Origin of the sequence: Paenibacillus sp. GM1FR (genome assembly GCF_002803315.1) — a bacterium.
GTDB classification, from domain to species: Bacteria; Bacillota; Bacilli; order Paenibacillales; family Paenibacillaceae; genus Paenibacillus; species Paenibacillus amylolyticus.
Genome location: NZ_MKZL01000011.1, coordinates 145,912 through 158,337 on the forward strand (window position 1 = coordinate 145,912; position 12,426 = coordinate 158,337).

The 12,426-nt window shown below is 45.5% G+C and carries 13 protein-coding genes; 11 read left to right on the forward strand and 2 right to left on the reverse strand.

The genetic code is table 11. From position 1 onward, the window contains the following. Positions 1–5: 5 nt before the first annotated feature. Positions 6–263: a hypothetical protein gene (locus tag PAEAM_RS06600; RefSeq protein WP_036615016.1), complete on the forward strand. Its 258-nt coding sequence runs from the start codon at positions 6–8 to the stop codon at positions 261–263. Between the two features lie 102 nt (positions 264–365). Here PAEAM_RS06600 and PAEAM_RS06605 read toward each other — a convergent pair whose 3' ends face one another. Continuing rightward, on the reverse strand, positions 366–2,240 hold the full coding sequence (locus tag PAEAM_RS06605; protein ID WP_100527041.1) for a S8 family peptidase: 1,875 nt from the start codon (positions 2,238–2,240) through the stop codon (positions 366–368). Between the two features lie 283 nt (positions 2,241–2,523). Here PAEAM_RS06605 and PAEAM_RS06610 point away from each other — a divergent pair, with 283 nt between their 5' ends. From PAEAM_RS06610 to thiI, 6 genes are all read left to right on the forward strand, one after another. Further along, complete coding sequence (locus PAEAM_RS06610; protein ID WP_017687263.1) at positions 2,524–3,030, forward strand: YpuI family protein; 507 nt, start codon at positions 2,524–2,526, stop codon at positions 3,028–3,030. 165 nt (positions 3,031–3,195) lie between these two features. Next, entirely contained in the window at positions 3,196–3,414 is a 219-nt protein-coding gene (locus tag PAEAM_RS06615; RefSeq protein WP_074095869.1) for a DUF1540 domain-containing protein, read from the forward strand. A gap of 35 nt (positions 3,415–3,449) precedes the next feature. After that, positions 3,450–3,863, forward strand: coding sequence for a hypothetical protein (locus PAEAM_RS06620; protein ID WP_036615008.1), 414 nt, complete (start codon positions 3,450–3,452; stop codon positions 3,861–3,863). 190 nt (positions 3,864–4,053) lie between these two features. Then, complete coding sequence (locus PAEAM_RS06625) at positions 4,054–4,806, forward strand: lytic transglycosylase domain-containing protein (RefSeq protein ID WP_100527042.1); 753 nt, start codon at positions 4,054–4,056, stop codon at positions 4,804–4,806. Positions 4,807–4,979: 173 nt separating this feature from the next. Next, positions 4,980–6,128, forward strand: a complete 1,149-nt coding sequence (locus tag PAEAM_RS06630; RefSeq protein ID WP_100527043.1) for a cysteine desulfurase family protein — start codon at positions 4,980–4,982, stop codon at positions 6,126–6,128. 10 nt (positions 6,129–6,138) lie between these two features. Further along, complete coding sequence (thiI, locus tag PAEAM_RS06635) at positions 6,139–7,380, forward strand: tRNA uracil 4-sulfurtransferase ThiI (RefSeq protein WP_100527636.1); 1,242 nt, start codon at positions 6,139–6,141, stop codon at positions 7,378–7,380. Between the two features lie 121 nt (positions 7,381–7,501). On the opposite strand, the gene PAEAM_RS06640 is transcribed toward thiI, so the two are convergent. Further along, positions 7,502–8,212: a TerC family protein gene (locus PAEAM_RS06640; protein ID WP_036674816.1), complete on the reverse strand. Its 711-nt coding sequence runs from the start codon at positions 8,210–8,212 to the stop codon at positions 7,502–7,504. An 87-nt stretch (positions 8,213–8,299) separates the two neighbouring features. On the opposite strand from PAEAM_RS06640, the gene PAEAM_RS06645 reads away from it, so the two are divergent. The 4 genes from PAEAM_RS06645 (at position 8,300) to PAEAM_RS06660 (ending at position 12,367) form a co-directional block, all read left to right on the forward strand. After that, positions 8,300–8,959, forward strand: coding sequence for a TerC family protein (locus PAEAM_RS06645; RefSeq protein ID WP_047843767.1), 660 nt, complete (start codon positions 8,300–8,302; stop codon positions 8,957–8,959). A 291-nt stretch (positions 8,960–9,250) separates the two neighbouring features. Then, positions 9,251–9,745 (forward strand): hypothetical protein, encoded by a 495-nt coding sequence (locus PAEAM_RS06650; protein WP_100527044.1) that lies wholly within the window; start codon positions 9,251–9,253, stop codon positions 9,743–9,745. Positions 9,746–9,922: 177 nt separating this feature from the next. Continuing rightward, positions 9,923–11,767 carry a translational GTPase TypA gene (gene typA, locus PAEAM_RS06655; protein ID WP_036674819.1) on the forward strand — a complete coding sequence of 615 codons (1,845 nt, stop codon included), beginning with the start codon at positions 9,923–9,925 and terminating at the stop codon, positions 11,765–11,767. A gap of 303 nt (positions 11,768–12,070) precedes the next feature. After that, positions 12,071–12,367 carry a YlaH-like family protein gene (locus PAEAM_RS06660; protein ID WP_036614990.1) on the forward strand — a complete coding sequence of 99 codons (297 nt, stop codon included), beginning with the start codon at positions 12,071–12,073 and terminating at the stop codon, positions 12,365–12,367. The last annotated feature ends 59 nt before the right edge of the window (positions 12,368–12,426 follow it).

The following is a 12,426-nucleotide window of genomic DNA, read 5'->3' on the forward strand; positions in this document are numbered from 1 at the left end:
TTGAAATGAACCATTACTGTCCACCGCTTTGCCCGATTGTCTGTGACCCGATCCAGGTTGTTGAGGATTATTACATCCCACAAATCGTGCCTGTAATCCACCCGATTGAAGTGATCAAAAAACATCACTGTGTTCCGATTCATCACCACATGTATCCTGTTGTTGTCAAAGAAGAAGACCCTTGTTATGTATCCAGCCATAATCCGAAGAAAAAATCCGTGAAAAAATCAAGCAAAGCCCGCACAACTTCTCGCAAACGCTAATCGCAGCGGGTGCCCCGGGGAATTGGATATAAACCAAAAAGAGCAGCGTACGCCCCGGGGCGCAGCTGCTTTTGTATTTTTTACAGATTATCCTCAGTACGCTTACTGCGTATACTTTTTCATCGTATTATCCATTTGTTGTCTTACATGTTGCGGCCAGAACTGCAAAGGAGCGCTGTTGCCTGATGCGGCTTGCAGTGCCTTATAGACATCGATTTGACCATAGCCGAAATACTTGTCGTGACCCGGATCACCGAGGTCAATAACACTTTGGCGCATCAAATCCATCACCTCCGTGTTGGTCAAGTCCGGGTTCAACGAACGAATCAAACCTGCAAGTGCGGCTACATGAGGGCTAGCCATGGACGTTCCAGACAAGGCTGCATACTGATTGTTTGGATAGGTACTGGCGATACTGGACCCCGGAGCCATCACATCAACATAGTCCCCGTAGTTGGAATAGGAAGCTTTGCTCATATCCGGGTCCGTAGCAGATACGGCAAATACTTCCGGATAAGCAGCAGGGTATCCTGGACGCTCGGTATTATCGTTCCCCGTGGCTGCAATCAGGACGATATCCCGGTCAAAAGCGTATTTAATGGCATCATGAAGAAATTGTGCATCAGCATAATTGCCGAGACTCATGTTGATAACCTTGGCTCCATGATCGGCTGCCCAGATGATGCCTTCGGCAACGGCATACGTGGTACCAGAACCTGAGTTGTCGAGTACTTTAACCGGTAGTACCTTGTTATACCAGCTCATGCCTGCCACGCCTTCATTATTGTTGACAATAGCGCCGATAATGCCTGCGACGTGTGTTCCATGTCCCACATCATCCATCGGTTTGCTTCCCGGCTCGACCACATTATAACCCTCAAGGAGCTTGCCCTTCAGGTCAGGATGATTCATATCAACCCCTGTATCAACTACTGCTACGATGACATCTTTGTTTCCCTTGGTAATATTCCAACCTCTGTTTGTCTCAATCGCAGGCAGGTTCCACTGATAATCGGAGAACAAAATGTCATTGGGTATCGTTACATCTGTTTGTTCAGTTACAGTATCATTGGTTAAATACATATAGTGGGGCTCCATATAGAGTGGATTCCATTTGCTTTCGAAATAACTATGCAATTGTTTGTAACTCATGTGTTCTGACCGAAAAACATACGTGTATCCCAGCTTGCGCGCAGATTGCGCTCTCAGATCGGATTTAATGATACGCATATCCCGTTCACCGGGATCTTGGCGAAAACGGATGACGATCTCATTTTCATAAAAATGACTGGCATTTGCATTATCATGTCCAGTTTTCACTGTGATTTCGTTAAGCGTATCCGGGTGAACAGACTCAATTTTGAATTTACCCTCACGCGGATAAGGGATCATGCGGAGATTTTTGCGCTGATGTTGTTCAACAGCATTTAATACGTTCTGACTGAACAAGGCAATTACAGCTCTTTTTCCATCTTTGGAGGGTTGCCCCATAACAAAGTATTTTTCTTTTCCCAAAGGAAAAGAAGAGGATTCAAAACTTTGACGTTTGTTTACCGCTTTTTTGGCAAGGTTGAGCGAATGTTGAAGCTTCTGTTGTTCCAACTTGCTTCCTTGTGTGGAGGCGTGATCAAAGGGCTTGTTAAAAGAGCCATTGGTATTCATGAGATGAATGGATCTGATATGTTCATGTGAACTTTGGAGATCATTCACATATCGGTTAACCTGCGCAGCATTCATTGTGGCGGTTTTCTCCAGCATGATACTGAGATGTTGCTTGGCATCCATACGGGTCAGAAGATCGGTTGCTTTGACATCCTGCACTTTCAGACGCTGTTTACTCGTGTGCTCCTCATGAGCAGAGTCAGACAGGGCACCTGGCTTAGGTTCGGGACGATTGGATGTTGGAAGCAGGAGTGTCAGAGCGAGTGCTCCTGCACCAGCTGCAAGGGCCCAGTTAATCCATTTCGGTCTGGACATGGTGGATGGAACCTCCTTCGTTCATTTTGGACAATCATTAACAGTGCTTCGTCGTTGTCACTGGTTATATCTATCGTTAGAAAAAGCGGATATTTTTATGCAGGCGGGTTCGAGTCTAACTGCGTATAATAGGCATGTTTAACGGCAGAAGCGGAAAGCATGATTAAGGGATACCGCTCGTCATCTTTTTATGGTAGGATTATAGCTGAGAATTCAAAGGTCAGGGGAAAACCACCGTTGGCCGACCTATATGTAAGGACTTATTTAAGGGGGAGCTACCTTTATGTCAGCAGCCAATGTACAGAAAACATGTGAGTCAACTAGGGAAAAGTTAAAACCGGCTATCGATCGGATTGAAAATTTTTTGAATGAGAATGCTTTGCCTGAACTGGATCAGAATCAGACGGAAGAATCAACAGCCTTCTACAAAGGATTTCTTTCAGATCTCCGTCATTTGCTCGTTTTTTCTGAAGTTTCTTACGAAAAACTTGGCGTTGTGCTGCGTCGTGCCAACTTTGATGTCGATTTTGCCGAAAAGGCTCTTTATAATACGTATCATCAATGCGTAAACAGCTTTTTCTATCCCAAAAATGAATGTTATTCCGAAGACGGAAGATACGCTTACACAGGACAAGATGCCATTCGTTTCCGTGACAAGCCAATCCGTGCAGTACGGGATGTCATTCTTGAGGTTTCCAAAACGTACGAAGAATTGCGCGATGATCTGGCATATTATGAAAGTGATTACCTGACTCAGCGCCGTATGCAAAATCAACGGAATCACGCCTAATTAACGTTTAAACCTGAATATGAAATTGGACGAAACCGCCCTTGTGGCGGTTTTTTTGTGTTTTTAGTGTGAATCGGACGAGGTGTAATCATGTCATCATCTGGCATTTTGACGGGGAATATCAGGTTTGTGGCGGGGAGACAATAGTAGTCGAGGTGATAAAAAATGAGCCAAGACAAACCAATTGTCAAATGCAGCGTCTCCAACTGCAACTTTTGGGGAGAGAACAACTTCTGCCACGCTGATGCCATCATGATTGACATCGACCAACATGCCACCCGTCGTCTGCATGAGGAATTTGCCGGTGAGACATTTGACTCCGATCACCATGATCATGCACGCACATCCTCTGCAACATGCTGTCACACGTTCAAACCCAAGTGAGCAGTCATCCCTATTCATAACGGAGGTGCTTCCCAATGAAAAATGACGATAATAAGTTTAATTTTCAGGATCGCCCTAAAATCAATGTTGACGGTGAAAAACAGCGTATGCGCGTCGATTATCCCAGAAAAGCACATCGGGAAGAATACGGGGCAGAGGTCGCTCCTCCGACTGTCGTAAGAACTGGAGGTACCGAACGTGCAGAGCCTGTACCTGAGAAGCATGAGGCAGACCGGGTCATGGAATCAACAGGCAAGGTTGCGGGTTATATGGGACTTGCCTTTGGGATCGCGTCTTTGTTCATGTGGTCAATCGTACTTGGACCGGCCGCAGCCGTACTGGGTTACTATGCCTATGTGAATGGTCGTAAGACAGCGGGAGCTTGGTCCATTGGACTGGGTGTTGTAGCTACGCTGAGTTATTTTTTCATGATTCCATTCGCTCGTTAACGTGTAAAATGATTCATTCAAAAGCCTTCTGTTCTCACCCAAATGTGGTGAATTACAGAAGGTTTTTTTCGTATATGCGCAGGCTAGGTGGGTAGATTCATATATTTTTTTGAAAACAATGGAACCTTGCTGTAAAACGATGTAGAATAAGGTCATAATACGCTTAATTATACGGGAGTAGGTATAACTCATGCAGATTGATCCAAGTGGATCGCGGCAGTTGTTGGAACTGCAATTGTCCAATGTGAATAACCAAACCAGTGGATCACAATCGGATGCTGGTTCAACAGTGGATTTCGCCAATGTGATGGACGGGCTGTTAGGTACGGGTGCCAATTCGACGAGCAATACAGATTCCACCGCTACGGTCTCCAAAAGATCCAGTGATGGTCTGTTGTGGCTGCAACTCGGAAGCACGTACAATCCGGATATAAATACGGCAAGATCATCCTCTGTCTCCAATAACATCGTTGAGTCTTTATTATCTTCATCCAATACAGGAATCGTGGATTCAGGTGCATCTGTACCTGCGGATTATGAATCTTTGATTGCCGAGGCAAGTGCGAAGTACGGTGTTCCTGAATCATTGATCAAGGCGGTCATTGACACAGAGTCCAATTTTAACCCAAATGTCGTGTCCTCTGCCGGTGCCAAAGGGCTCATGCAATTAATGGATGGCACGGCTGCAGGGCTGGGTGTGAGTAATTCATTTGATCCTGCCCAGAACATTGATGCGGGTACGAAGTATCTTTCCCTTCAGCTCCAGCGTTTCGGTGGAGAAGTGAAGATGGCACTTGCTGCATATAATGCAGGACCAGGTCGTGTTTCACGTCTGGGCGTGTCGAGTGATAGCGAACTGATGAGTGTACTTAACCGTCTGCCTTCAGAAACACAGAATTATATCTCCAAGGTGGAGAAGGCACAGTCGAAATATGTGATCTAAAACTCACAGATAGACAGTTGTGAAAACACATGGTAGGCAGGATGAGATCAAATGTGGGAGCAGTAGCGCTTGAAACGCCTGTTCCCGGTTGGTCTTTTTGTGTTGTATGGGTATCGTGTTACAATGCTCACTGTAGGTTCAAGAACGAAGAGATAAGGGAGGTCTAACCTCATTTGAAATATTTTGATTATGCTGCAACCACACCTCCCCATCCTGATGTGATTCGTACGATGGCCGAAATTATGGAGACACAATTCGGTAATCCGTCCTCCATCCATGGGTATGGAGAGCGTGCCGATCAGTTGCTGCGTCGTGCTCGATCCGGATGTGCTACGGCAATCGGCGTTAAGCCTGAAGAGATTGTATTTACTTCCGGTGCCACCGAGAGTAATAATCTTGCGATAAAAGGTGCGGCATTACGTTATCAGTCACGAGGCAGACACATCATCACTACGGCTACCGAGCATGCCTCGGTGTACGAAAGTGTTATGCAATTGCAGCAGTGGGGATGGGAAGTGACATTAGTTCCCGTGAATTCCGATGGAGTGGTCAACGCTCAGCAAGTTGTAGACGCGATCAGGCCCGACACTGTGCTTGTTAGTCTGATGCATGTAAACAATGAAACAGGAGCCATCCATCCGATTGCAGAAATCGGCAAACAGCTCAAAAAGAAAGCACCACGGGTGCTTTTCCATGTAGATGGTGTTCAGGGTTTTGGGAAAATGGAGGCGACACCTGCCGCTTGGGGTGCAGATCTGTACAGTCTATCTGCTCACAAGATTCGTGGACCGAAGGGAGCAGGTCTCCTGTATGTGCGAAGTGGAGTGGAGCTTACGCCACTATTGTCAGGAGGATCACAGGAGCAGGGCCTAAGAGCAGGCACAGAAAACGTGGCCTTGCAGGTAGGCATGGCAAAGGCTATGCGAATGGCAGCAGAAGATCAGGTTGATTTTGCCCGGCGTACAACGGTGCTCCGTGATCGATTAATGGAAACGATACGTGCCATTCCTGAATTTGAATTGAACAGTCGCCCAGAGGGTGCACCTCATATTGTACACTTCTCCTATCCCGGGATGAAGGCAGAAGTGGCGCTGCACACCTTGGAGCAACTTGGCGTAACCATATCGACCCAATCTGCCTGTTCTTCGCGTTCGGCTGAACCGAGTCGGGCTCTACTTGCGATGGGCAGAGATGCAGCTTGTGCTATTGGCGGATTGCGTATTAGTCTTGGAGATGAACATACAGAAGAAGATGTAGCCTTGCTTAAACAGGCTTTACATCAGATGGTGGCGCAGTTGCGGCCCCTCGAAAGGCGGATGTAATGTAATGGAAATGAAATATGATATGCTGCTTCTCCGTTTCGGAGAGTTTATGTTAAAAGGGAAAAATCGTGCCCGATTTGAGAAAACGATCATTACACAGGTGAAAGCTTTGCTTAAACCTTATCCAGGAGCGAGCCTTCGCAAAGAATATGGCCGTGTCTATGTGGATCTTGGCGGTGAATCACATATTGAACTAATTAAGGTGCTGAAGCGGGTCTTCGGTGTGATGTCGATTAGTCCGGTTAAAGTTACTCCATCCGAGCTTGATGAGATTGTGAAAACAGCAGTTGCGTTTATGGACGAAAGGGAAGACGAATTCAAAGAAGGCACCACATTTAAGGTAAATGTAAGGCGGGTTTGGAAAGAGTTCCCGAACTCCTCCCATGAAATGAACCATTTGGTCGGTTCCCCGATCCTTCGGAAGTTTCAGCAATTAAGTGTTGATGTTCGTCAACCTGATATTGAACTGCGAGTGGAAATTCGGGATCAGGGTACCTATATTTTCAACGAAACCATTCCGGCAGTAGGTGGCTTTCCACTGGGTACGAATGGAAAAGCGATGGTACTGCTATCAGGTGGAATAGACAGCCCGGTGGCAGCCTGGTCTTCCATGCGCCGTGGACTGGAAGTGGAATGTGTACATTTTTACAGTTACCCGTTCACAAGCGAGCGCGCCAAAGAGAAAGTCATTGATTTGGCACGTGCCCTTGCTGATCATGCGGGAACAATCAAGCTGCATCTGGTTCCATTTACGGAGATCCAAACGGCATTTACCCAGCTGGGTCAGGATAATCTGATTATTACGCTGATGCGACGTTCAATGCTGCGAATTGCATCCAAACTTGCCGAGCGTGAGCGGGCACTCGCACTGATCACCGGGGATAGCCTAGGCCAAGTAGCGAGTCAGACTCTTCCGAGTATGAATGTCATTGGTCGTGCGACGGATCTGCCACTTTTGCGACCACTGGTTATGATGGATAAACAGGAGATCATTACTCTGTCCAAACAGATCGGAACGTATGACATATCTATTTTGCCATATGAGGATTGCTGTACTCTCTTTGTGCCAAAGTCACCTTCAACCAATCCAAATCTTCGAATTGTGGATAAAATAGAATCAACAATGAGCCATCTGTCAGAATGGGTGGATCAGGCGGTGGAACAAACTGAAACGATCACACTGCACGCCGGTGAAACTTCTGTGGTAACGAATCCAACAGGAGACAATGGCATGAAGGATGACTGGTTCTAAACTCAATAAAAATTAGCATGGCTGACATAATAAGGGCTATGTTAACTGCAAAAAAGGACTGTCCGATGAAATATCGTTCAGTCCTTTGCTGTATTCAGATGAAATTGTTAGTTTAATTAGCCTACGAATAGGAGCGCTGCTGTTCCCCACCAGATCCCTTGTGGCTGGAACTGCTGGAGCGTTTGCGATAACCTGCAAAGACTACACCTGCAATAACCACAACGATAAAGAGAATGCGCAATGCCGGATGTTCCGTAAAGTAAGGCAAGAGTCGCTGTTCCTCAGTGATCATATTGGAAGCCGTATACCCGAGAACAATGGCTCCGACATAGATAATCCAAGGAAAGTGATTAATTAGCTTGATAAACAGGGTACTGCCCCAGACGATAATAGGTACACTAATCAGGAGTCCAAGGATGACAAGCACGAGATGCTGCTGCGCTGCTCCAGCAACTGCAATCACGTTATCTAATCCCATGGCTGCATCCGCAATCACGATGGTACGAATAGCGGTCCACAAGGAAGTTCCCGCCTGGACATTATTGTGTTCATCTCCCTGATCCGCCAATAATTTATAGGCAATCCAGATCAGAAGTATGCCTCCCACAAGCAAGAGCCACGGAACTTTAAGCAACCATAAAACAACAACTGTTGCTAGAATTCGAATCAAAAGTGCGCCGCCAGTTCCATATAGAATCGCCTTTTTCTGCACGGAAGGGTGCAAATTTCGAGCTGCGAGACCAATGACGATGGCATTATCCCCAGCCAGAATTAGATCAATAAAGACAACGTTCAGCAAAGCCAGCCAGAATGTGGGACTAAATAGCTCCATGATATATGTCACTCCTTATATACGGTTCAATCATTAAGAATAGCATGGACAACTCCGACATACAAGTTAATGTGGGGGGATGAGGACATGGATACACTATGGCTGTTAACTGAAATTTTAATGATCAATCTGGTATTAAGTGGAGATAATGCGGTTGTTATTGCGCTTGCCAGCAAGGATCTGCCACCAATACAACGCAAAAAAGCGGTATGGTGGGGAGCTTTTGGCGCGGTGCTGCTGCGTTGTGTGTTAACCTTTGTAGCGGTATTATTGCTGGGGATTCCCTTTATCCAAGCGGCAGGTGGGCTGTTGCTACTCTGGATTGCAGTAAAGCTGCTGCTTCAAAATGAGGATGAAGTACATATTCGAGAAGCTTCTACGACCTGGAAAGCCATTCAAACCATTCTGATTGCCGATTTTGTAATGAGCTTGGATAATGTTTTGGCCATAGCGGCTTTGGCAGATGGAGATTTGGCTCTGATCGTCATTGGTATTGCAATCAGTATCCCCATCGTCGTATGGGGGAGCGGCTTAATTGTTGGTTTGTTGAAGCGATTTCCGATTCTTGTATTCGTCGGATCAGGCATCCTGGCCTTCACAGCAGGTGAGATGGTGATGAAAGACCCCAAGTTAGGAGAATGGCTGGGGGGTATGGCATCAGAGGTGCATACGCTGCTACCCGTAGCCATGGCTTGTCTTGTGGTTGCGATTGGAGGCGCACATAAATTTGTGCGGAAGAACGCATAGTTTAATTTTGGATAAAAGCTTGAACATATGACCGTCTGAACCGTCCGGTTTAGGCGGTTTTGTGGTGAGATAATACGCTTGTCAATACAACAATCATTGGACTAGTCATAAGTTGCACATTTTAGGGTAATACAGGTAAAGGACGCATGCAAAGTGCGACATAAAGTATAGTTTTTTGCCGAAACATCGGATACACTAGAAGCATGATTACAGGTTTGAATATCAACAGTCAGCATGGAATGCGTATCGTTTATGAAGAAATAAAGTACATAGCCATAGTATAAGAGGTGATTGAGGATGAGAAATGAAAAAGCGATTGGACTATTTATTGTAGCTGCGGGAATTATTATTCTGCTTGGCAAGTTTGGCGTGTTTGGATTTATTGGTCGTAATTTCTGGCCTTTGCTGATCCTGCTGCCAGGCATCGCCCTTCATGCGTTATATTATGCGCGTATTTCACCATCGTGGTCACTCGTTCCTGCCGGCATACTAACGGTGTATGGTGTTTTATTCAGTATAACGAATACATGGGGCGCTGGACTTATGAGCAGACTGTGGCCAGCATTCTTGCTAGGGATCGCCATAGGGTTACTCGAATATGGAATGGCTGAACGACGAAGACCGGAATATGTGTTACCTGTGGCTTTGATCCTTGGTGCGGTGTCGATCATATTATTCGGATTTACCTTGCTGCAAACGGGAATTATCTATGTACTTGCTGTCCTTTTGATCTTGGGCGGAGTCTGGTTATTACTTGGACGAGGACGTCAAGGGAGAGGCTGGTAACATTCCCAGTGGTCTTTTCGTGCGAAATATCTTGATTTTTACCTATAATAAACTATAATATAAGGGATATAGACATGCGTCGGGATATCACCGACGCTTATTTTGTGAGTAACCTGCGAAATTGCGGGAAGTTTAAGTAGATATGATTTGAAATTGGAAAGGATATGGATACAAAACATGCATTCAAGAGAACACATTCGCAATATTGCGATTATTGCCCACGTCGACCACGGAAAAACAACACTCGTTGACAAGTTGCTCCAGCAATCCGGTACTTACCGAGATCACGAAACGGTACAGGAGCGCGTAATGGACTCCAACGATTTGGAGCGTGAACGCGGTATTACGATTTTGGCCAAAAACACGGCTATAACTTATAAAGATTACTTGATTAATATTGTGGATACACCAGGACACGCCGACTTCGGTGGTGAAGTTGAACGTATCATGAAAATGGTTGACGGTGTATTGCTCGTTGTTGATGCTTATGAAGGCTGTATGCCACAAACGAAGTTTGTACTTCGTAAAGCACTCGAGCATAACCTGACACCAATCGTTGTTGTAAACAAAATTGACCGTCCAGCGGCTCGTCCGACTGAGGTTATTGATGAAGTATTGGACCTGTTCATTGAACTGGGTGCCAACGATCAACAACTCGAATTCCCTGTTGTATATGCTTCCGCATTGAACGGAACATCCAGCATGGATAATGATCCTGCCAAACAAGATGACAACATGATGGCGATCTACAATACCATCGTTAGTCATATCCCACACCCTACCGAAAATGTTGAAGAACCACTTCAATTCCTCGTTACTTTGATGGACTACAATGAATACCTTGGCCGTATTGCCATTGGTCGTGTTAACCGCGGTGTGATCCGTCAAGGACAATCGGTAACGGTTATTATGCGTGATGGTAAGAGCAAAACTGCACGTATCGAGAAACTGTTTGGTTTCCAAGGTCTCAAACGTATTGAGACGGAAGAAGCAGGAGCAGGCGACATCGTTGCCATTGCAGGGATCAAGGACATCAACATTGGTGAAACCATTGCCGACCCTAACAACCCGGAAGCTTTGCCAGTTCTGAAAATTGATGAGCCAACACTGCAAATGACGTTCCTCGTGAACAACAGTCCATTCGCAGGTCGTGAAGGTAAATGGGTAACTTCCCGTAAACTTCGTGAGCGTTTGTTCAAAGAGTTGGAAACAGACGTTTCCCTTCGTGTTGACGAAACGGATAGCCCTGATGCATTTATCGTTTCCGGACGTGGTGAGCTTCACTTGGGTATCCTGATTGAAAATATGCGTCGTGAAGGATATGAGCTTCAAGTATCCAAACCAGAAGTTATCGTAAGAGAAGTTGACGGTAAGAAAATGGAACCTGTTGAGCGCTTGTTGATTGATATCCCTGAAGAGAGCATGGGTTCCGTAATGGAGAGCCTGGGCGCACGTAAAGCAGAGATGGTTAACATGGTTAACACAGGTAGTGGTCAAGTTCGTCTGGAGTTCCTAATTCCAGCACGTGGTTTGATCGGATACAGCACAAACTTCCTGACATTGACTCGTGGTTACGGTGTAATGAACCATGCATTTGACAGCTACGCTCCAGTAGTATCCGGTCAAGTGGGTGGACGTCACCAAGGCGTGTTGATCTCAACTGAAACGGGTACATCTACGTTCTATGGCATGATGGGCGTTGAGGATCGAGGTACACTCTTCTTGGAGCCGGGTACTGAAATCTACGAAGGTATGATTGTTGGTGAACATACACGTGACAATGATATCGTTGTTAACATCTGCAAAGAAAAACAACTGACTAACGTTCGTTCTTCCGGTAAAGATGATACGGTTAAAATTAAAACTCCAATTATCTTCTCGTTGGAACAGGCGCTTGAATATCTGAATGAAGATGAATATTGTGAGATTACACCAAAATCTATTCGTCTTCGTAAAAAGATCCTGAACAAATCCGAGCGTGAGCGTGCAGAAAAACAACGCAAAATGGCTTCAAAAGCCTAATAACAACAAAATAAGCTATATAAGTTAGCATTTGATGGAACACATATGCACCATCGGCGTTGATTACAACCCACTAAAGTAGTGGAGGATACGGAATCGATTCTGTAGGAGCGAAGCGTTCGCCTTTATCCCCGGATTTTACCATTGAAAAATGGATCAAAAAAATCTGGGGATAACAGCGACCAAAAGAACGATCCGAATCCGAAACGGTCATATTGCAGAGCTTTGTAATTAATGTTGTTGGTGTTGTTCCATCAACCAGTTAACTTATCCTAGCATGAACACGAAAGGAGCTGGCTGTGCATGCAAGCATGGTTCGCATCACACCCGATCGTAGCCTACATCGTCATCTTTGTATTGATTACTTACGTATATAACAAGGTGTTTCGGGTACGTCAGAAATTGCCACTGGGTAAGGAAATCGTTCTCTATATTTTGATGGCGATGGGCACATTCATGCTTCTTATTTTTCAGATCGACAAGCTACCCATCATTCAATGTTTGTTGGTCGCGGTTGGTTTGATGTTATTAGTGAGAGTGCGTTATTTTATTGAAGGTCGTCAAAAGAAAAAAGCGGAAGCTGCCGCTCGAAACTCATAAATCCTGTCTTGTACAGACCATCCGTTTTCCTTTGGGAAAGCGGTTGTCTTTTATTTAGA

Bases quoted from the DNA above. Each gene is read 5' to 3' on its own strand.
- PAEAM_RS06600 (WP_036615016.1), top strand. From the start codon at position 6: ATGAACCATTACTGTCCACCGCTTTGCCCGATTGTCTGTGACCCGATC.
- PAEAM_RS06605 (WP_100527041.1), bottom strand. From the start codon at position 2,240: ATGTCCAGACCGAAATGGATTAACTGGGCCCTTGCAGCTGGTGCAGGA.
- PAEAM_RS06610 (WP_017687263.1), top strand. From the start codon at position 2,524: ATGTCAGCAGCCAATGTACAGAAAACATGTGAGTCAACTAGGGAAAAG.
- PAEAM_RS06615 (WP_074095869.1), top strand. From the start codon at position 3,196: ATGAGCCAAGACAAACCAATTGTCAAATGCAGCGTCTCCAACTGCAAC.
- PAEAM_RS06620 (WP_036615008.1), top strand. From the start codon at position 3,450: ATGAAAAATGACGATAATAAGTTTAATTTTCAGGATCGCCCTAAAATC.
- PAEAM_RS06625 (WP_100527042.1), top strand. From the start codon at position 4,054: ATGCAGATTGATCCAAGTGGATCGCGGCAGTTGTTGGAACTGCAATTG.
- thiI (WP_100527636.1), top strand. From the start codon at position 6,139: ATGAAATATGATATGCTGCTTCTCCGTTTCGGAGAGTTTATGTTAAAA.
- PAEAM_RS06640 (WP_036674816.1), bottom strand. From the start codon at position 8,212: ATGGAGCTATTTAGTCCCACATTCTGGCTGGCTTTGCTGAACGTTGTC.
- PAEAM_RS06645 (WP_047843767.1), top strand. From the start codon at position 8,300: ATGGATACACTATGGCTGTTAACTGAAATTTTAATGATCAATCTGGTA.
- typA (WP_036674819.1), top strand. From the start codon at position 9,923: ATGCATTCAAGAGAACACATTCGCAATATTGCGATTATTGCCCACGTC.
- PAEAM_RS06660 (WP_036614990.1), top strand. From the start codon at position 12,071: ATGCAAGCATGGTTCGCATCACACCCGATCGTAGCCTACATCGTCATC.